This window comes from Streptomyces rubrogriseus (assembly GCF_027947575.1).
Classification (GTDB): domain Bacteria; phylum Actinomycetota; class Actinomycetes; order Streptomycetales; family Streptomycetaceae; genus Streptomyces; species Streptomyces rubrogriseus.
Genome location: NZ_CP116256.1, coordinates 4,472,013 through 4,492,517 on the forward strand (window position 1 = coordinate 4,472,013; position 20,505 = coordinate 4,492,517).

18 protein-coding genes and 5 pseudogenes are annotated in these 20,505 nt (G+C 65.7%); 10 read left to right on the top strand and 13 right to left on the bottom strand.

The features are described from left to right. Positions 1-110 precede the first annotated feature (110 nt). Positions 111-284, top strand: a pseudogene (locus Sru02f_RS20425) (IS630 family transposase); the annotation flags it as partial. A gap of 644 nt (positions 285-928) precedes the next feature. Here Sru02f_RS20425 and Sru02f_RS20430 read toward each other — a convergent pair. Both Sru02f_RS20430 and Sru02f_RS20435 read right to left on the bottom strand, forming a co-directional pair. After that, complete coding sequence (locus Sru02f_RS20430; protein WP_218030706.1) at positions 929-1,882, bottom strand: DUF4396 domain-containing protein; 954 nt, start codon at positions 1,880-1,882, stop codon at positions 929-931. A 214-nt stretch (positions 1,883-2,096) separates the two neighbouring features. Continuing rightward, the gene (locus Sru02f_RS20435; protein WP_373103500.1) at positions 2,097-2,363 is read right to left on the bottom strand and encodes a transposase; all 267 of its coding nucleotides are present in this window, start codon (positions 2,361-2,363) and stop codon (positions 2,097-2,099) included. Between Sru02f_RS20435 and Sru02f_RS20440 the strand changes: the two genes are divergently transcribed. Next, the gene (locus Sru02f_RS20440; protein WP_373103503.1) at positions 2,262-3,122 is read left to right on the top strand and encodes an ATP-dependent DNA ligase; all 861 of its coding nucleotides are present in this window, start codon (positions 2,262-2,264) and stop codon (positions 3,120-3,122) included. The two genes, Sru02f_RS20435 and Sru02f_RS20440, sit on opposite strands and share 102 nt — an antisense overlap. A gap of 1,040 nt (positions 3,123-4,162) precedes the next feature. On the opposite strand, the gene Sru02f_RS20445 is transcribed toward Sru02f_RS20440, so the two are convergent. Next, on the bottom strand, positions 4,163-4,756 hold the full coding sequence (locus Sru02f_RS20445; protein ID WP_373103506.1) for a TetR/AcrR family transcriptional regulator: 594 nt from the start codon (positions 4,754-4,756) through the stop codon (positions 4,163-4,165). A 180-nt stretch (positions 4,757-4,936) separates the two neighbouring features. On the opposite strand from Sru02f_RS20445, the gene Sru02f_RS20450 reads away from it, so the two are divergent. The 4 genes from Sru02f_RS20450 (at position 4,937) to Sru02f_RS20465 (ending at position 7,352) form a co-directional block, all read left to right on the top strand. Then, positions 4,937-5,569: an FMN-dependent NADH-azoreductase gene (locus tag Sru02f_RS20450; protein WP_093455236.1), complete on the top strand. Its 633-nt coding sequence runs from the start codon at positions 4,937-4,939 to the stop codon at positions 5,567-5,569. A gap of 61 nt (positions 5,570-5,630) precedes the next feature. Next, the gene (locus Sru02f_RS20455) at positions 5,631-6,008 is read left to right on the top strand and encodes a DoxX family protein (protein WP_159107547.1); all 378 of its coding nucleotides are present in this window, start codon (positions 5,631-5,633) and stop codon (positions 6,006-6,008) included. 179 nt (positions 6,009-6,187) lie between these two features. Then, positions 6,188-6,703 carry an NAD(P)H-dependent oxidoreductase gene (locus tag Sru02f_RS20460; protein ID WP_244941874.1) on the top strand — a complete coding sequence of 172 codons (516 nt, stop codon included), beginning with the start codon at positions 6,188-6,190 and terminating at the stop codon, positions 6,701-6,703. Positions 6,704-6,815: 112 nt separating this feature from the next. After that, a complete protein-coding gene (locus tag Sru02f_RS20465) occupies positions 6,816-7,352 on the top strand; it encodes a hypothetical protein (RefSeq protein WP_109032548.1) in 537 nt (178 codons plus the stop codon). Positions 7,353-7,456: 104 nt separating this feature from the next. Here Sru02f_RS20465 and Sru02f_RS20470 read toward each other — a convergent pair. The 4 genes and pseudogenes from Sru02f_RS20470 to Sru02f_RS20485 form a co-directional block, all read right to left on the bottom strand. Then, positions 7,457-7,762 (bottom strand): annotated as a pseudogene (locus Sru02f_RS20470) (hypothetical protein); the annotation flags it as partial. A gap of 111 nt (positions 7,763-7,873) precedes the next feature. Next, the gene (locus tag Sru02f_RS20475) at positions 7,874-8,422 is read right to left on the bottom strand and encodes an LOG family protein (RefSeq protein ID WP_093455238.1); all 549 of its coding nucleotides are present in this window, start codon (positions 8,420-8,422) and stop codon (positions 7,874-7,876) included. Positions 8,423-8,564: 142 nt separating this feature from the next. After that, complete coding sequence (locus tag Sru02f_RS20480) at positions 8,565-10,037, bottom strand: amidase (protein WP_109032547.1); 1,473 nt, start codon at positions 10,035-10,037, stop codon at positions 8,565-8,567. Between the two features lie 20 nt (positions 10,038-10,057). Further along, positions 10,058-10,603 (bottom strand): winged helix-turn-helix transcriptional regulator, encoded by a 546-nt coding sequence (locus tag Sru02f_RS20485; RefSeq protein ID WP_093455240.1) that lies wholly within the window; start codon positions 10,601-10,603, stop codon positions 10,058-10,060. A gap of 286 nt (positions 10,604-10,889) precedes the next feature. Between Sru02f_RS20485 and Sru02f_RS20490 the strand changes: the two genes are divergently transcribed. Both Sru02f_RS20490 and Sru02f_RS20495 read left to right on the top strand, forming a co-directional pair. Then, positions 10,890-11,042 (top strand): hypothetical protein, encoded by a 153-nt coding sequence (locus tag Sru02f_RS20490; protein WP_167469588.1) that lies wholly within the window; start codon positions 10,890-10,892, stop codon positions 11,040-11,042. A gap of 121 nt (positions 11,043-11,163) precedes the next feature. Beyond that, positions 11,164-11,382, top strand: a complete 219-nt coding sequence (locus tag Sru02f_RS20495; protein WP_167469587.1) for a hypothetical protein — start codon at positions 11,164-11,166, stop codon at positions 11,380-11,382. On the opposite strand, the pseudogene Sru02f_RS20500 reads toward Sru02f_RS20495, so the two are convergent. From Sru02f_RS20500 to Sru02f_RS20515, 4 genes and pseudogenes are all read right to left on the bottom strand, one after another. Beyond that, a pseudogene (locus Sru02f_RS20500) lies at positions 11,301-11,548 on the bottom strand (transposase family protein); the annotation flags it as partial. The gene Sru02f_RS20495 and the pseudogene Sru02f_RS20500 sit on opposite strands and share 82 nt — an antisense overlap. After that, positions 11,530-12,423 (bottom strand): NAD-dependent epimerase/dehydratase family protein, encoded by an 894-nt coding sequence (locus Sru02f_RS20505; protein ID WP_093455241.1) that lies wholly within the window; start codon positions 12,421-12,423, stop codon positions 11,530-11,532. The pseudogene Sru02f_RS20500 and the gene Sru02f_RS20505, both read right to left, overlap by 19 nt. Before the next feature lie 89 nt (positions 12,424-12,512). Beyond that, a complete protein-coding gene (locus tag Sru02f_RS20510; protein WP_167469586.1) occupies positions 12,513-13,307 on the bottom strand; it encodes an MIP/aquaporin family protein in 795 nt (264 codons plus the stop codon). A 161-nt stretch (positions 13,308-13,468) separates the two neighbouring features. Beyond that, a complete protein-coding gene (locus Sru02f_RS20515; RefSeq protein WP_109032545.1) occupies positions 13,469-15,868 on the bottom strand; it encodes a glycoside hydrolase family 65 protein in 2,400 nt (799 codons plus the stop codon). A 470-nt stretch (positions 15,869-16,338) separates the two neighbouring features. On the opposite strand from Sru02f_RS20515, the pseudogene Sru02f_RS20520 reads away from it, so the two are divergent. After that, a pseudogene (locus Sru02f_RS20520) lies at positions 16,339-16,652 on the top strand (IS110 family transposase); the annotation flags it as partial. Positions 16,653-17,157: 505 nt separating this feature from the next. After that, positions 17,158-17,469, top strand: a pseudogene (locus tag Sru02f_RS20525) (transposase family protein); the annotation flags it as partial. A gap of 183 nt (positions 17,470-17,652) precedes the next feature. On the opposite strand, the gene Sru02f_RS20530 reads toward Sru02f_RS20525, so the two are convergent. Both Sru02f_RS20530 and pdxR read right to left on the bottom strand, forming a co-directional pair. Further along, on the bottom strand, positions 17,653-18,813 hold the full coding sequence (locus tag Sru02f_RS20530) for an MFS transporter (protein WP_197695425.1): 1,161 nt from the start codon (positions 18,811-18,813) through the stop codon (positions 17,653-17,655). A 232-nt stretch (positions 18,814-19,045) separates the two neighbouring features. Beyond that, positions 19,046-20,470 (bottom strand): MocR-like pyridoxine biosynthesis transcription factor PdxR, encoded by a 1,425-nt coding sequence (gene pdxR / locus Sru02f_RS20535; RefSeq protein ID WP_244941873.1) that lies wholly within the window; start codon positions 20,468-20,470, stop codon positions 19,046-19,048. Positions 20,471-20,505: the final 35 nt, after the last annotated feature.

Sequence of the window (20,505 nt, forward strand, 5' to 3'; positions counted from 1 at the left end):
AGACAGGCACACACCCGCTTGGCTCTGTTCACGAAAACGAGCAGCAGAGAGGATGTAGTCGAAGCCCATGCCACTGCGGGTGGCGCGGTCGGCCTGGCGGCCCAGGACGGTCGAACTACCCCAACCACACGGTTCAGGCTCGGGCCCTGCACGCCTACCTGCGATGGCTCAACGCCAACGTCCTTCACCCCGGCGTCCTAGCCGCTGAAGGCAAGGAACGCGCCCGCATCCGAAGCGAGAAGGAAGTCCGCTGGGGTGGACGTCCCCTCATAGCCGCGGCCTGATCAACCTGGCGAACCTACGCGGTCACAGCACCAGACCGCCGACGCCCCCACCACAGGCTCACCAAGGGTGCCGCACCCCCGGCAGCAACCATGACCGCCGCAGTGACCCAATACCGCGGTTCCTGTCCCAGAACGAGTACGGAAACCGCTCCCACCACAGTTCCCAGGCTCAGGCTCAGCGCCGGCCACCATTCCCTGCGCCGAAGCAGCCCGGGAACGGAGTACAACGTCACGATGGCTCCTGCCATGAACGCGAACTCGTAGAGCCCTCCCCCTTCAGGAAGGCTCCAACCGTCACGGCGCCGCCCATTGCTGTGGCGCACCAACCCCAGATGCACCGTCCCAGCCACCCCCCCAGCACAAGGCACTCGCCCCCACTGCGCCGATCAGTGCCCTCACCCGTTACGTCCCACGCCGTGGATCGTAGCCGCATCGGTCAGTCTGCGTAATGCGCACAGGGCTTGGCCACCAAGAGCTATAGCGGTCGACACGGATGCCTGCCGCCCGTCCAACTACTCCAACCGCTGCCCCGGCGAACCCATGCGGTCACACCACTAGGCCGTATCGTTCGGATCATCCGATCGCTGATTTGCGGCCAACCTGGCCGGCAAGGTGGCTCCAGCACTGTGCCCGGCCGACGAGTGTCAGCGGTGCATGGCGAGGGCGCCGAAGAGTCCTGCCACTAGGAAACCGGCTCCGAAGATCATGAAGCTGACGACAGTCATGAGGAGTAGCTGGGTGCGGCTCGCAGTGGGCTGCATGTGGTGCTGCTCGTGGCCGGTGCGGGCGATGGCTTCGTGGGACTCGTGTCCGGACGCGCCGGAGTGAGGCCCGTGTGCCGTGCCGGTGTGCTGGGGTGCGCTGTGCGGGTCCGGCCGGTGGTGCTGATGCCCGGTGAGCGCGGCGCCGGCGAGGGCAATCGCGGCGGCCTGGGGGAGGGGGGCGTCGTCGTGGCGAACGGTCATCATGCCGTGCTTGAGGCCGTGGTCGACGAGCCACCAGTTCATCGGCAGCGCGACGAGGAAGCCGGCGCACAGGGAGATCGACATGACGAACCAGAAGCGGGCACCGGTGGGGTGCATGGCGGCCATGTCATGACTCATCCACGGCACCATGACGGCGGTCATGCCGCCCATGACCGCGTTCATGGACAGCAGCTCGGAGACGAAGGTTCGCTTCAGGGACTCCCGGTAGGTGCGGAACATGCTCTTCATGAAGAGGGCCTGGAAGACGGTCCAGCCGAACAGGAAGCCGAAGGCGTACTCGCACAGGACGTCGGCCCACATCGGGATCCCAATCGCGGAGGTGACCACGGCGGCGGCCAGGATGCCGACGCCGTCGCCGGCGACGCAGTGCATTGTGGAGCCGACGACCTGCCGCCACTTCGCCGCGACGTACTGCTCGTGGGTGCCTGGAAGCGGCTCGCGGCAGCTCAGCACGTACAGCAGGGCTCCGAACAGACCACTGAACGCGGTGATGATCACGAAGCCCCACTTCATGACCGTGGCCTCGGGCGTCGTACGGATGTCGACGGCCACGTACAAGACGGCGATCACCACCTGGAGGAACCACAGCAGCATCACACCGTCGAGCAGCATGCGGCCTCCCAGCGCCGGCGAACCGGCGCGACCTCTTCAAGACCGGAATCCATTCGACTCCAGCACACGACCCACCCGGCGTCCATTCCAGCTCACCCGCACAGACGAGTGAGGTGCTTCTTTCGGGTCAGATGGCTGACCACAGGAAGAGGCCCGCGATGTGGAGGCCGGCCAGGTAGATGGGTCGCGGTCTTCTCGTAGCGGTGGCGATCCCTCACCATTGCTTGAGGCGGTTGATGCACCGCTCGACGGCGTTGCGCCGCTTGTAAGCCGCACGGTCGACGGACGGCGGACGCCCGCCCCGACTGCCGCGCCTCAGCCGGTGGATGCTCTGGTCCGCCCTGATCGGGATGACAGCCCGGATGCCACGGTCGCGAAGGTGCCCGCGGATCACGCGGGACGAATAGGCCATGTCCGCCAGGACCACATCCGGCCGGGTGCGGGGGCGGCCCCGGCGGCGTGGGACGCGCAGGCGTGCCATCACTTCGGTGAAGGCAGGCGCGTCGTTGGCCTGCCCGCCGGTCAGGAAGAAAGGCTTCAGCAGCGCCTCGCCCGTCGCCGCGGTGCCGGCGCGCTCGCGGCCGCGCAGACCTGGCCCGCGCATCCGGTCGTCTTCGACGTCCTGCGCCTGGAGAGCGCCGACCTCACCCCCTGGCCGTACGCCTGGCGCCGGGCCGCGCTGGAGGCCCTGTTCGACTACGCGGGCCTGACGGCGCCGTTAACGCTGTGCCCGTCGACCAGCGACCCCGCCACCGCCCGCGAGTGGCTCACTTGGACCGCGGCCGGCCTGGAAGGCCTGTGCTTCAAGAGGCTGGCGGAGCCGTACCGCGCCGGGACCAGGGCGTGGGGCAAGTACAAGGTCCGCGCCACCACCGAGGCCATCCTCGGAGCCGTCACCGGATTCGTGACCGGACCCCGCACGCTGCTGCTCGGCCGCTACGACGACACAGGGAGGCTGCGCTACACCGGCCGTACCGTTCCGCTCGCCCGCACCGCGGCGACCGGTCTCGCGGCTGTGCTGACGCCGGCTGACGGCGGGCACCCGTGGACGGAACGGACGTTCACCGCCGGGTGGGGCAGCCGCGTCGTCCTGGACGCCAGGCTCGTCGACCCGCAGCTGGTGGTGGAAGTCGCCGTCGACGTCGCCCGTGATGCGGCCGGCCGGTGGCGTCATCCGGTACAGATGCACCGCGCACGTCCCGACCTGACTTCGCGTGCAGTGCCGCCGTACGGCGCGTGAGCCGTCGGCAGTGGGGAGCCCTCGTCTTCTGCGCCGAGGGAAGGATGCGTGAAGAGGCGGTCCCCGGCGTCCGCCGAAGGTGGCCTCTTCACACATCGCACCTCGCCGCGACCGGAACAGGGCCGGGACGATTGAAGAACTCCTGCACCTCGGGCCCGCCATACCTGCCGAAACCCCATGCCTGCCCCGTCTCCCGCCGCCTCTCGTACGACCGACCCGGTGCTTGCGGGCGTTGTCGCCATCCTCACCTCTGACATTGGTGTGAGGGGCAACCGGCAGAGACGCAGATCACAGCATCAGGCCTACTGCGCCGCCGGTTCCAGACCCGTGAACAGCTCAGCCGGTATCGGCTATTGACCCTAAGCAGCGCGTAGAGTGCCTGCCGGGTTTCGATCAGGTGCGCGATGTCGGTGTCGATCCGGTCGCGTGCACGCGGCCCACCCGGAGTTCGTGCGCGCTCTGTGCGGCAACCGGGGTCCCGCCCGAGCCGGTCGCCATGACGACCTGCGTGCGCAGCCCTCGCTCCGGGACGGTGCTGGCCGCAGACACCACAAGGGCAGCCCGTACGGCATCGACAGCCTCACGCTGGTGAGGGCGGGGCTTCGTCGTGAGCAAAGTCCTCTTACGGTGCCGGGAGACGAGGGTGGGCGCATTCCGCGACTGGGCGGTTGGCCAGACCTGCTTGGACCGGCGCCGTGAACCCGGCCGGCCGTGCAGCGGGGACCTGCGCATACGGGGTTTTCCAGCGGCGGGAGACGGCGGCGCCGACCAATCTGGTCGACCGACGCAGGGCCGGGCCCACATCCGTCACCCGATCGCCTGCTACGGGTCCTGGACGGCTCGCAGGGCGGCGTCCACGCGCGCCATGGCCGCGGTGTCGACCGGGCCGATGAGCTTGGCGCCGTCGAACCGGTCGAGGCGCAGCTGGAAGATGGGTCAGACCGCTGGCCAGCTCTCTCACATGGCGACACCGAATTCCCTTGTGGGGTTCGGCCAGTACTCCGCGATGACGCGAGAGCGGGTGCCGACTCGCAGCGGAATCAGGCGGGATCCCCCTGCTGCCCCGAGGGGGCTGCGCCTTGCAGGACGCGTTCGATGAGGTTCTGCCAGCTCTCGGCCAGGGGGTTCCCGGTGTCGGGGGCGGGGGCTGCGGCGGCTTCGTCCATGGACAGGTAGAGCAGCAGAGGCCCTTCCAGTGCCGCGGTGAGCTGGACGGCGAGGGTGTCGAGGTAGGGCGGGGCTGGGCGGGTCTGGCCGAGGAGCATGCGGATATGGGGGCGGGTCATGGTGGCGCCGCCGACGGGGATGGGCTGGGTGCGGTCCAGGCAGGCCCGCGCGATGGCGTGGTGGTCCAGGAGAAAGGCGATGCGGGCGCGGCCGTAGGCGATCAGGCGCTCTGCCGGGCCGGCGCCGGGGCCCAACGGCGCAGGACCGGACAGGACCTGTTCCTGGAAGGCTTGCTCGTCCTCGTCGAGGAGGGCCTGGAAGATGCCCGCGCGGGTGCCGAAGCGGCGGAAGACGGTCCCCTTGCCCAGGCCGGCGCGTTCGGCGAGGGCGTCCATGGTCACCTTCTGGGTTCCGTGCTCGGCGAGCATCTCGCGGGCGGTCTGCAGGAGGCGTTCACGGTTACGCACCGCATCCGCACGTTCACTGCGCGGTTTTCCGAAGGGCACGACAGGCAGGTTCACGGCCCTAATGTACCCCCTCGAAACAGCTAAGCGGGGTAAAGTCCGTTTGCGTGCTAGCGTGGAAGCGTGAGCCGGAGAGCCCTCCGGCCGTGCCCGTTGATCACCTTGCAGAAGTGAGAAATTCCCATGCGCCTGTTCCGTCTGGACGCCAGCATCTTCCCGGCAGCGTCCGCCAGCAGTGAGATCGCCGAGCGCGTCGAGGCCGAGTGGCTCGCCGCCCACCCCGAGGGCACGGTGACCCGCCGCCACCTGGGCAGCGACCCGCTCCCCGCCGACGCCTGGGTGCAGGCCACCACCGCCGGCTTCGCCCCCGAGGACCAGCGCACCGAGGGGCAGAGCAGTGCTCTGGCCCTGGCTATGACGCTGGCCGAAGAACTGCAGAGCGCGGACGCCGTGGTGCTGGCCGTGCCGTTCTACAACTTCGGTGTCTCCCAGCACTTCAAGACGTGGGTGGACCTCGTGCTCGCGGGCGCCGGCCCCACCAACCCGCTCCTCAAGGGCACGCCCACCGCGCTGATCACCACGCTCGGCGGTGGCTACGGCCCCGGCACCCCGCGTGATGGCTGGGACCACTCCACCCCGTACCTGACGCGCATCGTCGGTGACCTGTGGGAGGCCGACCTGACGCTGATCAAGCGTGAGCTGACGCTGGCCGCGACGACCCCGGGCATGGAGGGCCTGAAGGACCTCGGCGCCCAGCAGCACTCCGACGCCCTGACCGCCGCCGTCGCGGCGGGCCGCACCCTCGCCCGTATCTGACCACCGAAAGCCCGGGGGACGGCTGTGCCGTCCCCCGGGCTTTCTTCTACTGAAGAAACCTGTGAGGAACGTCTTCCTGTGGGTCGTCCAGATCCTGCTGGCGCTGGTCATGCTGCTCACCGGTGGCTTCAAGCTTGTCCAGTCCCGCGAAAAGCTCGACGACTCGATGAAGTGGGTGAACTCCTTCACCCCGACCCAGATCAGAGGCATCGGCGTGCGTGCTGGAAGTGCTGGCAGCGATCGGGCTGGTGGTCCCGGCCGCCGCCGACATCGCGCCGATGTGGACGCCCATCGCTGCCGTCGGTGTGGCCCTGCTAGTGATCGGTGCCGCGAGCCGACCCGCCAGTTCCGCCCCCATGCCAACCGCGGCGACAACCTCACCGGCCCCACTCCCTACCAGGACGCCGACCGCGCCGCCGGACCGGAGAACGCACGATGACTGACACCGACCGCACCAGGATCGTGCTGATCAGCGGCGGGGTAAGCGACACGTCCTCGACCCGGCTGCTCGCAGACCGGATCGGCGCGAAACTGGCCTAGACGGAGGCAGAGAACGGCCGCACCGCGCAGCTCCACGCCATCGACCTGGCCCCACTCGCCGGGCAGATCGCCAGCGTGATGGTCGGCGGACTGCCCGGCGAGCAGCTGAAGGACGCCCTCGCCTCGCTCGCCCTCGCCGACATCGTCGTCGCCGCCACCCCCGTCTACAAGGCCGGGTTCAGCGGCCTGTTCAAGTCCTTCGTCGACGTCATGGACGACCTCCTCATCGGCAAGCCCGTCGTCCTGGCCGCCACCGCCGGAAGCGCCCGCCACACCATGGTCGCCGATGACCGCCTGCGCCCGCTCTTCACTTTCATGCGCGCCGTCACCTTCCCCACCGCGGTCTTCGCGGCCCCCTCCGTCTGGGCCGACCCCGCCCTCGGACGCCGCATCGAACGCGCCGCCACCGGGGACACCGTCCTGCTGTCGGCAGGCGTCGAGGAGCGGATCGTCCAGCGGTCCTGGCGCGGCTACCAGCATCAGTTCGGCAGCAACTTCGCACACGCCGAAGACGCTGGCGACCTCGACTTCGGCTCCCCCCTCATGCGGCTCGCCACCGGCGGCGCCCCCGGGACGATCCCCGCCCAAAGCTGAGAAGCTGTTGTCTTCCCGGGTGTGATCGACGGGTTTTCGCTGGTCGTGGATAGGTGCGGTGGGCCCTTGGGAGTAGTGGCCTGTCAGGTCGTCGCTCTCCGGGAGGCTGCGAATGCCGTCGGTTGTCGGGCTACTGGAACTCCACGAGCTCGCTGCTCGGCGTCGGGGCGACAGGCTGCGTGAGGAAGCGGACCGTATCCAAGCCGAGTTGGCCGCAGCCGAGGAGGAAGGGCAAGAGTGGGTGATCGCCCGGCGGCGGGTCGACACGGTTCTGGCTCCGGGCTGCGCCGCTGACGCCGGGCCTCAGGCCGCCGCCGGTCCGCAGGACAGAGGCACGCAGCCCACGTTCCGCGATGGGACCAAGCCGAGAACGCAGGTGCCGGTGTGGCGTGAGGGGATGGCCCCGTCGGTGCTGTCGGTCGACTACCAGCGCATCATTCAAGCAGTCGCGGATCGGGCCCGTCTGGGGCAGGGGCCGCTGACCTGCCAGGAAATGGCCGCAGCGTTCGGCATGGACGTGGCGCCGGCGCGGGTGGAGGCATTGCGGTCGACGGCGAAACGCCTGGTCGCCCGCAACTGGCTGGCCGAGCCCATACCCGGCCGGTTCATCCTCGCCCCCGGTGTGAGCGAGCCAGGCGGCGGGTCGTGAGAGCGATCATCGACCAGTAGATCATCGCCTCGGTACTGGCGACGCGGCGCTCGACGTCGCGGACCAGGCGGCGGCTTCGCATCGGATGCGCGAAAACGCTCGACGATCCACCGCTTGGGCAGCACCACGAACCCTTGCACGTTGTCGCGCTTGACGATCGCCACCACCAGGGCGGACGTCGCCAGGCAGTGCTCGACGAGGCTGCCGGTGTAATCGCCGTCGGCCCAGACCAGGTCCAGGCGGTGATGGGCGGCGGCCAGCCGCTCCAGCAGGACGTGGGCGGCATCGCGATCGCCGATATCCGCCACGGTGACCTTCACGCCCAGAAGCAAGACGTGAACACGAGGACTTGACAGGGAAACCAGGACATGCTGACAACAGGCACCGAAAACGCGCCAGCAGATCAGCACTCGGGGTGATCAAGGAAAGGGTGGCCGGTGTCCTGCTCGCGCTGTTGGCGGCGGACCTCGCCTGGGCACATCACCTGCACACATGGGTGTCCGGCGGATGTGTCCGAGCCATCACACCTCCTCACGCAAGGTTGTGGTCTCCTCGATGTATGTCAGCGCGGCGGCTCCTTGGTCGGTTGTGAAGACTAGTTCATCCACGGACCTCGGCAGAAACCCCTCGTCTTCCATGCGCCGAAGCTGGAGGATCAGGCCGTCGTAGAATCCCGCTGCGTTGAGCAATACCACGGGCTTGGTATGCAGTCCGTGCTTCCTCAACTCCAAGATTTCGGTCAGCTCATCCAGTGTGCCTAGGCCTCCCGCCATCACGACCACAGCGTCTGAGCCGGCGAGCAGCAGCGCCTTGCGTTCAGCAAGATCTTTGGCGAAGGCCATCTCTTCGGCGTCTTCCCTGGCCCAACTGCGAAGGAAATCGACGGAGACGCCCGCGAGTCGCCCACCAGTCTCCCGCACGCCATCGGCGACGACCTTCATTAGGCCAGTGTCCGATCCGCCCCACACCAGGGTGTGGCCTCCTTTTCCCAGCATTTCGGCGAACTCGCGCGCTGGGCGGACGTAGCGCTCGTCGAGGTCAGCAGCGGAAAGGAAAACACAGACTTTCATGATGGAACCCTGAACTTCCTTTAGGGAACGGTGAATGCGTCTGATGACCGTTTGGGACGATGCCACAAGGACCTTCGACGCTGCGTTAATCGAATCACTTGTTGCACGGTCTGAAGGTTGATGCACCAGTTATCCCACGCCGTCATCCTTCACTGTCGGACAGCAAGAGTGGAGGCGCTGTGAACCCGCCGAAGGCTCGCTCCAGTAGCTCGGCGAAGCGAATCGGGGTTCTGTCCTCGTTCATCGGACCAATGACCTGTGCCCCTATTGGCAGGCCTTCAGCAGACCGGCTGATCGGTACCACGGTCGCGGGGAGACCCGAAGTGGTGGCGATCCCTGCCCACACGAGTTGGTCTGCGTAGCTGTAGGCCGTGCCATCGATCATGATTCGGCGGCTCCACTGGTCAGGAGTTTGATCGTGAGGAAAGGCGGGGGTGGGCATCACCGGGCACACGACGACATCGAATGTGGCGAAGAGTTTGCGCCAGCGCTCGCGGTGCACAGCGCGCGCCGTGTCCGCGGCGATCCAGTCGCGGTGACTGAGGGCGGCGCCGCGCGTCCGTTCAGCCGCCAGACTCAAGTCCTTCGCGTCGAGTCGCGCAGCGGCCTCGCGCAACTGTTCGTAAACAGCAAGTGGGTAGTTGGCCGCCAAGGCTGACAGCAGCAGGCGCATGTAGAGGCGAGCCGTGTCCGTCTGGTCGGGTAGCAGAGCGCTGTGGCGGGTTACGGTAACGCCGGCGGCGGAGAGCTGTTCGGCGAGGGTGGTCAGGGCAAGGCGGACGCTCGATGCGCTGGGTATGAGTGGGTGGGTGTCGAGAAGGAGGACCCGAAAGTTGCTCAGCTCGTCATGACGGGCCGGCGGCAAGACCAGCTTGTAGGCGACTCCTAGGGTGGATTCGTCCGGCCCTGCCAGTACACCGAGCAGATGGGACAGATCAGCGGCGCTGCGCGCCAGCACGCCCGGAACGGTCAAGTCGCGATCGAAGGCGAGTGGCGGTGTGGCCGGAGGCGTGTGACCGCGCGAAGGCAACAGGCCGGATGACGGCTTGTGGGCGTAGATGCCGCAGTAGTGAGCTGGCGCCCGCAGAGAGCCAGCGATGTCGGAGCCGATGGACGCCAGGCCGTATCCAGCTGCGACAGCTGCGGCCGAGCCGCCAGACGAGCCGCCCGGAGTCCGGCCAAGGTCCCAGGGATTGTTGGTTGTACCGTACAAGTCATTGTAAGTTTGCAGATCACCCAACGCGAAGGGCACATTGGTCTTACCCAGGAGGACAGCGCCAGCCTTCTTGAGGCGGGTGACAGTGACCGCGTCCTCCGTCGGCGTGAAGCCTCTGAAGGACGGCATGCCCCAAGTAGTGGGAAGCCCAGCCACGTTGAAGGATTCCTTGACCGTCATCGGCACGCCAAGGAGCGGAGCCGACGCACCACGCGCCCGCGCGTTGTCGGCTTCCTTTGCCGCGTCCAGGGCACGGTCGAAGTCAGCTGCGCATACCGCGTTGATGTCAGCGTCATAGCGCTCGATCCGACTGATCGCAGCTTGTGCCAGCTCCACAGCGGAGACCTGACCGGCGTCCATGGCCGACGACAGATCACTGAGCGTAGCAAACGCGTACATGTCGCTTGGTCCACGGCCCATTATGATGCCTCTTTGGGATGGGAGCACTCAGTGGCAGATGAAGGCGGCGCCCCCATCTCATCGACTTGCGGCCGGGCTGTCTGGATTCCGGCCGCGGTATTGACGATGACAACACCGTGCCCGGAGATCTCCTCGCCGGTACACCGGTCGACAAAGACCGGGCGCATCATTCGCCCGGTCTGGGCATCAGCCACCCACGTTTCCCCTTGCTCGGGCCGGTCGTACTTCTTTCCCCACTGGGCAAGACTGACGAGGACCGGCAGGAAGTCCCGCCCAGCGTCAGTGAGTACGTACTCGTAGCGTTTCGGGCGCTCCTGATACGCCCTGCGCTCCAACAGTCCCTTACCCACCAGGTCACTGAGCCTGCGTGTGAGGGAGTTGTCCGAGATGCCAAGGCCCTTTTGGAACTCGCCGAATCGCGATGAACCCTGGAAGGCGTCTCTAAGGATCAGCAGTGACCACCACTCACCTGCTTGATCGAGCGCACGGGCAATGGGGCACTGCATCTCTGCGAAACTGGTATGCCGCGCCACAGCCTCACTCACCCTCTGTCATCACGCCGTATGTTACTTCCATCATGGAAGTGTACCCGGAAGGTGATGTTCAGCCGCAACCGAGGGAGCAGCGTGGTCAATCTCGTCTACAAGCGGGTGTCGACCGACCAGCAGTCCACCGCACGGCAGCCCCTCGTCCTGGCCGGGGCCGGGATCGAGAAATCGGTAGATTCGATGGGGGTCCGGACACCGCCAGTCGCCTCCACCCCCTCCGGCGCCCGAAGGTCCGCGAACTGCTCACCTACGCGCGGCCGGGCGACACCGTGCCATCTTCGGCATGACCCGTCTCTTCCAGGTCACCGGGCACATCCTGGATGTGCTCGACGTCCTCTACCGCGACCAGGCAGCGCTGCGCATTCACGCCGGCACGTTCTCCGCAATGGGCCTCACGGCCCGTCACCGGACACCGGAGAGGCGCTGTCCACGGTGAAGTTCGTGGTGCAGAGCCTCGCCGCCGACGACGAACTGCAGCCCGGCCTCCAACGCGAGCTGACCTGCGGCGGTCTGTGCGCCGTTGAGGTCAACGGCTGCAAGGGCGGCCGAGCCCCGCCATGGCGGCCACGAAAGCCGGCCACCCGGCCGTCACCGACCTCCTGACCGACCACGCCGCTATCGAGGAGGCTTCTCCCGCACCGGAGGCGCCGGTCACCGTCGGCATACCGGGCAGGGTCGCCGACCAGACGCTGAAGACCGTCCGCCGTGTCGGTGTGAGCTCTCCGAGGGGCGAACGTCTGACCGGCATGGTCACCCAGGGGCCAGCTCCGATGTAGGCGCGGTCGCAAGAACAGGAGTGCCCTGGCCTTCGCAGATCCGGATGATGCGGTGCGTGCGGGCAGCGGAGAGGTCGTGAGTGCGGCCGGGCAGGACGGGCGAGATTCACAGCAGGTTGCCCGCGGCGTCGGCGACGACCTGAACGTTCACTCCGTGCTGGCAGTGCCTCTGTGTCCCTGTTCTGCGAAGCCGGTACGCCAGGTCGCATATTCCGGCTGCCACCCTCGGGAGTGGGCCAGGGCATTGGACGCCCCCCGTGCCCAGTCCTGCCGTCCTGTTCCGAGTTCGGGGGCAGGTGTTCCCAGGGCTTCGGCCAGGACCGGCACCCACTGACGGCCTTCCGCCGGCTCGTCATCCACGATGTTGACAGGCCCGCTCGGCCAGCCGACGGCGGCCACCGTGGCCCGAGCCGCGTCGGCGACATGAATGAACGAGGTCACAGAACGATCAGCCTCCAGGTACGCGAGGAGGCGGGCCTTGGAGTCACCGGAAAGCGCGGCGGCTACGGCACCGCCTGGTGCGTACCACGTGCCTGGGCCGTACAGGATGCCGTACCGCAAGGCCACTGCGGTCTGCATCTCGGCCGACGTCTCTTCCAGCCTTCGGATTCCGTCCACCATCGCGCCCCGTGGCTGTTCGGCGCCGAAGTCGAGTGACACGGCCTCGTCCGCTGGCTGCTCACCAGGTGCGTACGCCCAGGCGATGGATTGCGCGATGATGCGCTGCGCTCCGGCCGACTTAGCCGCGTCAACCAGATTGCGTGTCCCTTCTTCACGCAGCCGGTTGGTGGTTTCGCCGTCTGCGTCCGACAGGGCAGTGAGCTGGTGAACCACTACGTCCGGTGCAGCAGTGGTGACCACCTGCCGCATACCGTCCCTGTCGAACGCGTCAGCCTGCACGGCGGATGCACCCGCCTGCCGTACTCGCTCGAGCCCCGACGCGGACCGAGATAGGCCTATGACCTCATGACCCGAATCCAACAGCATCGGAACCAGCAGGCGTCCGACCGCACCGGTGGCTCCGGCTACCAGAATGCGCATGATGACTCATTTCCTTCGTTGATTCGACCCTGATTTGGTTTAGGGTAAATATCCTCACTGCCTCATTCGTGGCGCATGAACGACCGACCTTAGTGTGGGGATGCCATCGTATCGTCGGAGCCATGGTTACCAGCCAACTTGTACGTCAGGGGTCGGCAGGCGTTGAAACGCCAGATAAACAAATGATAGATTGCCGCACCGATCGTGGCCCCCAAGACTGGCACAATCAAATAGATCCACAGATCGAGGGTCTGTCCAGAAATAGCCGCCGGCCCGAATTGACGGGCGGGATTAATTGAGCCGCCGCTAAGAGTTCCAAGGAAAGCGATGACAACCGCCACAGACGCGCCGATGACATAGGGCACCAAACGGATATATCGCGGGTAAGCCAAAATGAAGCCGACAAGGAGGATGAGGAGCATCATGCTGCCAGCCTCAGCCAAAAACACGCTCGCAGGCTGCCAGGTAGGCGCAGGCCTGAGTGCAGCGTGATTGATAGAGGCATGGGAGACGACAGGTCCCCATACAAGGCGCGCAAGTCCGGTGCCTGCGGCTGATCCCGCCAGTTGGGCCGCAGCATAGGGAAGAACACTACGGCCGGGAAACGCATCCATCAGCCACAAAGCGACCGTCACAGCAGGGTTCATATGTCCTCCGCTGCGTTTACCAGGTGGACTAAGGATCAAGCCAGTAAGGATGATTCCGCTCACGACGCCGATAACGGCCACTGCAACTTCTAGGTCGGCAATGTAGAGAGGAGAATCGGGGTCACGAAGCCACCGTACGACGGTCACAGCGAGGAACAGGAGAATCGTAGTCAGCACGAACTCGTCAGCGACTCGGCCCAATGGGAGCCGGTCGGGATGAGAGGGGAGGGCGCTCATCATTACCTCCTTTCCTCTAGTTTCCGCATGACATAGGACAAGATAGGAACGCAATCCTTGCTGGACCGCACCAGTCGGCCACACCGGCCCACGGCTCCCCGTCTCAGACTGGCTGCTTCACGGTTCGATACCGTTATCCCCACCACGGATTTCACTATTGCTTAGGAACTCTCTTCATCCCTACTATCTGTGCGCTGTGCGTACATTTCGTCCTGCACTTGAGGACGCCCAGGCGGGCGACCTGCTGGTTGTGCCGGGGCTGCCTGGCGAGGCGCCTTGGAAATGGATCGATAAAATGGCGAACCCAGAACGAGAGAAAGGGATTCGTCATAGTGTTGTATGGTCATGGATGAACCCGCCTCAAGCGTGTACTTGACCCCGTCGGCGCTAATCTCAACGCAAAGTATGCAGTCGAATGCCCTTATATGAAATGCGAGCCGAGTGAGATTATCGGGCAGGCCGGGCCGGAAAGACAGAACATCTCCGTTGTGACGCATCCCTCCGAACCCGCATGCCAGAGCCATCCAGGTGCCAGCAAGTGAGGCAATGTGCAAGCCATCCCGCGTATTGTGCTCCAGATCCCGCAAGTCCATCAACGCCGCCTCGACGACGTATTCATAAGCAAGCTCGTCATGACCTACTTCGGCAGCTATGATTGCCTGGCAACATGCTGAAAGTGAGGAGTCGCGCACGGTGCAGGATTCATAGTAGGCAAAATTTCTTTCCTTCTGCTCAGCAGAGAATGAATCACCGCACGTGTACATGGCCAGGATCAGATCGGCTTGTTTCACAACTTGCTTGCGGTAGATATCAAAATACGGAAAGTGTAGCATCAGAGGGTACTGATCAAACCTCGTCTCTTCGAAGTTCCACCGCTCCTGACGAGTGAATCCTGCATGCTGCTCATGCACCCCGAGACATTCACTGTACGGAACATGGACGCTTTTAGCAGCCTCGATCCAGGCTGCTACTTCCTTTTCCCCTACTCCCATAGCCGCTGTTTCTCGGTGCCAGCGGGCGGCAGTTTCCGCTGCAGCGCGCAGGTTCCTACCAGCCATAAGGTTGGTGTAGAGGTTGTCGTCTTTAATCGCGCTGTACTCGTCCGGTCCGGTTACCCCGTCGATGTGGAAGGCCCCAGCAGCGTCGAAGTGACCCAGCGACATCCATAGCCGGGCTGTCTCCACCAGCAACTCGAGTCCGATGGTTCGACCGAATTCCGCATCTCCGGTAGCGGAAACGTAGCGAGCCACCGCGTCAGCAATACCCGCATTGATGTGGAACGCTGCGGTACCTGCCGGCCAGTAGGCGCTGCACTCCGAGCCGTCAATGGTCCGCCATGGGAAGGCTGCGCCCCGCAGTCCGAGCTGGCGTGCTCTGATACGCGCTTGTGGCAGGGTTCGCTGCCGCCAGCGCAGCGCCTCGGCGGCGCCATCGGGTGAGGTGTAGATGAGCAGAGGCAGTACAAAGATCTCGGTGTCCCAAAAGGAGTGACCGTCGTAACCCGTGCCTGTCAACCCTTTACTGGGAAGGGCACACTCTTCTGCCCGAGCCCCGGCCTGCAGTACGTGGAACAGGGCGAACCGTACAGCTTGTTGTAGTTCCGCGTCTCCATCGACCTCGACATCCGACCTAGCCCAAAACTCATCCAGATACCTTCGCTGCTCGGTTGCCAGGCCCCGCCAGCCGGCGTCGGCGGCCGCTACGAGCGCCGCTTCGACCTGGTCTCGCAGAGCGGGGAGCGACCGGACACCCGACCAGCCGTATGCGACCGTCTTCTCGATACGGAGCTTTTGCCCGGGAGCCAGTCGGGAAGTAACTGTGAGGCGAGCGACGTCGGGCTTGCTCTCGCAACTGCTCCGGGTCCCCGGAGGGCCTTCGACAACATGGTCGGCTGCTGTCGCTACCCGCAAGCCGCTACGTCGAGTCCGGTGAATCAGCCGTAGGCGGTTATCCACTGCCTCATCATCCTCAGGGTCCAGCGGTGAGGTCAGGGCTACGGCTGTCCGCGGGTCGTTCGCCGGGGTGGGCAACTCTTCGTTGGCAATGAGTTCCGACTGAACAACGACTGCTACTGAGGTGTCTATGGCTTCGACTTCGTAAGCGACCGCTGCTATAGCACGCTGGGTGAAGGAGACGAGCCGTGCAGCACGCACCCGAATGGTGTGGCCCGCAGGCGATTTCCACTCACATTCACGCTGCAGCTGCCCAGCGCGGAGGTCGAGGACTCGCTCGTGTTTCAGTAGTCGGCCGTATCGCAAGTCGAACGGAGTATCGTCAACCAGCAAACGAATGACCTTGCCGTTTGTGACGTTTATCGCCGTCTGACCTGATTCCGGGTAGCCGTGCGCTCTTTCTGAATAGGGCAAAGGGTGCAATTCGTGGAACCCATTGAGATAGGTACCCGGCATGCCGTGGGGTTCACCCTCGTCAAGATTGCCGCGCCACCCGACATGACCATTGGAAAGAGCAAAGACCGATTCGCTCTGTGGCAATAGTTCCATGTTGAGCGGTGTCTCCGTCAGCGCCCACGGTTCCGTCGCGAAACAATCAGCCGTAATCATGTCTGAAGTTGCAGTTTGATGAGGAGGACCGAGCGGAACGGTTCCATCTTCCGCACCTTCCCAGACTCGAATAACTGAGGAATATGTCGCGTCGTACCAACATCGCAGTACCGCCCGCCAATCTGGGCGAACGCCTCCTTTCACCGTCCTCCTACCATGAGCCGTCCGCAACCGCAGTCCGGCCGGCTCCCGCTGACGATGTGACTCGCCTCCCGGTGATGCACGGGGAGGCCGGTGAAGTGATCATCGTCGGGCGAGTATCAGCGTCCTGTATCAGGTCAGGTCGGGAGTGCGGTGGCGGGACCTGCGCAATGGTTCGGGTCCTGGGAACGGAACTGTCAGCGGCATCGCCACTGGTCGGCGGAACGTGGCAGGAGGACGGCTGGGGGACGGACAAGTTCGATCCGGCACCGCCGGGGAACTGACCGTCAGGCTGGAGGACGTGGCCCGATTGTTCTCGCTACCGACGTGCCCTGCCGCTGGCGGTCGCCCGGGACAGAGGCTGCCCGGTGGGTTACTTGCCGGGCCTGACGATGCGGCGAATCGCCGACCTCTACCCCGGCGAGGCGACAACAGACGTGAGGGGCGCCTTCATCATCGCGGACGCAGCCCGCGCGATGCCCTCACGCTGAGGGCGATCGGGTTCGACGACGACCTGCCGTACCCGAGTCGCGAACCGGCTCTACCTCCTGCTGACGCGATCCATCTATCGCTGGAACGGGTACTGGGGCCGCGATTGCGGCACCCTGCTGTCCCTACGTTGCTGGTGCGGTTCGGTTCACCGGCTCACATCCCCCAGGGCCGGCGGCGCTGGTGACGCTGCTGCGGCCGAAAGCGCCGAGGATGACCGAGCGGCTCGTCGAAGAGGTCTTCGCCGACACAAGGTCTGACGAACTCGTGCGCGGTACGTGGTGAGGTGTCGAGCCTGGATGGTTGATCACGGTCAAGCGGTGGGAAACTCAACGCGAGCGGTGATCATCAATAATCGCTGGACCACGCGCCGGACTTGCGGGAATAATGGCTGAACTCGACCAGGAGATCGGCCCGTTGTGGCAGGAGCGTCACCAGGCGCGGCTTGCCGCCCGACCGCGGAAGAGGGCCGTCGGCGCCGGCGCCAAGCACCGGCTGGTGTTGGTCGACCGGCTACTGGACAGGCTCGTCCATCTTCGGCACGGGGTCACCCCGACGTGCTGGCCCGCTGGTTCGGAGCGGACCATTCTGCGATCACCCGGGCCGTCGGTGAGGTGCGGCCCCAGCTCGCCGAGTGAGGCGGCACTGCCAGCCCCGACGTGCGGCTGCGTTCCTTGGCCGACGTCGTCGACCACTTCGCCGCGAGCGGAACGACCGGCATCGTCGACGGCACGGAGATCCGGGTTCGCCGCCCGGCTGTCGGACGCAAGGGCTCGGACAAGTTCATCGGCGGCAGGAACAAGCAAAACCCCGTCACGTCCATGGTCGTCACGGACGGCGAAGGCCGCGTCCTGTGGTGCAGCCCGACCAGGCGCGCAAGCTGCGCGGACATCACTCACGCCCGTCAGTTGGGGCTGGTCAGGCTCTTGGCCGGCGAGCCCGCGGTGGGGATTCTCGCCGATGCCGGCTACCAGGGCCTGGGCGCGCAGACCGGCGGCCGGGTGGTCACACCACCGCACTACAAGTTCAAGACGAACGCCCAGGGCTGGTACGAAGAGAGGTCTTCTTCACCTCGTGCTCCCGCCGTGGTGTCGATGGCGAGAGGTATCAGGGGGACCTGCTCTCTCTTGGATGATGCGTGGTGGGGGTGCTTCTCATGCGTGGCGCTTGAGGCGAGCCTGGGCGACGAGGCTGATGAAGGCGAGAATGATGGTGAGCGTCGTGTAGCAGACGACAGCCGGGATCTCGCCGAGTGGCTCGACGAGCTGACCCTCGACGACTATGGGCAAGCCGAAGGCGAGGTACGACACCAGGTAGATCGCGGCGACGACCCCCGCACGCTGGTAGGGCTCTGCGAGCGGGAAGATCAGCCGCAACGCCGCGGTGAACGAGGCACCGAACCCGACACCAGCGATGGCTTGCCCGGTGATCATGATCGCGAGGCTTCCGGCAAATACACCGCTGATGATTCCGACGGCACCGATGATCGATGCGTAGATGCCGATGCTCATCGCGCGGCGTGAGTTGACCCGGGCGAAGGAGAGCCCGATGAAGGCGGCGACGGCGGGCGCCACGAAGCCGGCAATACCGTTGAGGAGACCGCTTTCGAGATGGAAGACGCTGCGGACCATGTTCGGGGCGAGACCGCCGGACAGGCCAGCGAGCATCCAGACCGCGGCCACGACGGGCGCGGCGGCGATGAATTCCTTGCGCACGGCTGGGGGAATGGACACGCGGGGAACGATCGACCGGAGCGCCCCGGCAGAACGGGTCACCGTCTCTCTGGAGGCGACCACGACGAGGCCGCCGACGACGGTGAGGACGATCAGGGCTATGAATATGATGGTGTTCGCGGAGCGGGTGAGCTGGATGGCGAGTCCGGCGAGGAGGGATCCTGCAGCGAGTCCACCAGTGAGGCTGACGCTGCCGAGGATCGTGCCGAGCCGCTTCTTGTCCTCCGGCGCGATCTCGACGAGCGCGGCGGTGAAGGCCGAGGTGGCGGCCCCGCTGGCGATGCCCTGGACGATACGTCCGATGATCACCCAGCTGATGTCCGGCGCGAGGAGGAACAGGAAATTTGAGGCGACCTGGACAATCAGGGAGCCGATCAGTACGGGGCGACGGCCGAGGTGGTCGGAGAGTGAACCCAGGGTGAGTACGGCGACGAGGAAGCCGAGCGCGTACACGGCGAATGCGACGTTGAGCATCGACGGCTCGAAGTGCCACTGCTCTTTGTAGGTGACCAGCAGCGGTGTCAGCGCGCCGGCCCCGAGGTAGAGGCTCATGAACGCGACGGCGGTCCCGGCCAGCGTCACACCCGCGGGAAGGGTGCGCCGACTGGGGGGCGCAGCCGCGGTTTCGCGAAGCTGTTTCGTTAGCACAAGAGCTCCTAAGTTGCGGTGAGTAGTCAGCCACTCGGCCTCAGGCCGTTACCAAAGCAACCCTAGGTAGCAATCGGCTTAGCTGTGACGTCCATTTCCTCCGCCATTTTCCAGACCAATTAGCAACCCTTGTTGTACGGAGGCGGAGCCGGTTGGAGCACGTGTCTTACGGCATGACGCTGCACAGCGCCTTCAGCGCGCCGGGCCAGGCGCTGTCCGACACCGCCGAGTAGTTGACGACGAGTGCATCGCGCCGGGGCCCGTGCGGGTGGCGCCCTCCGTGCCGGAACTCCGCCATTCCGCTGACCATCAGCCCCTGGCGGGAGGCGGCTTGGACGACCCAGGCCTCCGTTCCAGCGGGAAGTTCGAGTACCACTTGCAGCCCGGCGGCCATACCGGTCACCCGGATGTCAGGGGCGCTTTGCGCCAGGGCTTGGACTAGTTGGTCGCGGCGCCTACGGTAGCTCTGCCGCCGGGAGCGAACATGCCGGTCGAAAGCGCCCGAAGTGATGAACTCCGCGAGAGTCAGCTGTTCCAGTACGCTCACTGTCTCGACGCCTCCCTTGGCCGCCGCGACATCCGACAGAAGGTTGTCGGGTACCACCATCCACGACACACGCAGCGCAGGCGCCAGTGACTTACTCGCTGTGCCGAAGTAGACGACACCGTCGGGATCGAGCCCCTGCAGAGCTCCCACGGGCTTTCGGTCGTAGCGGAACTCACCGTCGTAGTCGTCTTCCAGAATTAGCCCACCCGTGGTGCGTGACCAGTCAATGACGGCCGCCCGCCGCTCAGGGGAGAGCGCCACACCTGTCGGGAACTGGTGGGCGGGGGTCAGCAGCACGGCGCCGACTCCGGCCAATTCGCTCAGCTCATCGACCACTGCTCCGTGTTCGTCAATCGAGAGTGCGGGGATCCCCAGCCCGGCGTGGGTCAGCAGGTGGCGGTAGAGGTCAAGGCCGTACGACTCGACGGCCACCGCTCCGACACCCCGCACGATGAGCGCCTGCGCCATCAGTGCGAGACCGTGGTGGAAGCCAGCGCAGATGATGATGCGCTCCGGCTCGGCGTAAACGCCGCGGACCCGGGCAAGATACTCGGCGAGCGCCACGCGCAGTTCCATCCTGCCGAGGGGATCACCGTATCCGAAGGCATCGGGCGGCGCCGCCGACAGTGCACGGCGGGACGCGGTGAGCCACTGGGCGCGCGGGAACTCCGCGAAGTCCGCCGCACCGGGCAGCAGCCCGTGCGCACGCCGCCGCACAGGCACCCCGTGTACGGCCGCCGCCGAACGGCGCACGGTCGCCCGCTCCGCCACTCGGGTGGCGGACCCCTGCTGGGCGGTGAGCCAGCCCTCCGCAACCAGTTCGGCGTAGGACTCCGTGACCGTGCTGCGGGCGATACCGAGATCAGCGGCGAGCGTCCGAGACGCCGGCAACCGGGCCCCCGGCTTCAGCCGACCGGAGCGCACGGCCTCACGAAGGGCGTCCGTAAGACTGGCGCCGAGCTTCGGACCCCGCACGTCCAGATGCAGATCCACTCCCGCTTGCAGGAGCAGCTCCGTCGTCAAATTGGTCTGTGAATCCATCATAGAAATGGACTATATGTGCATGCCTCTCGACTCGT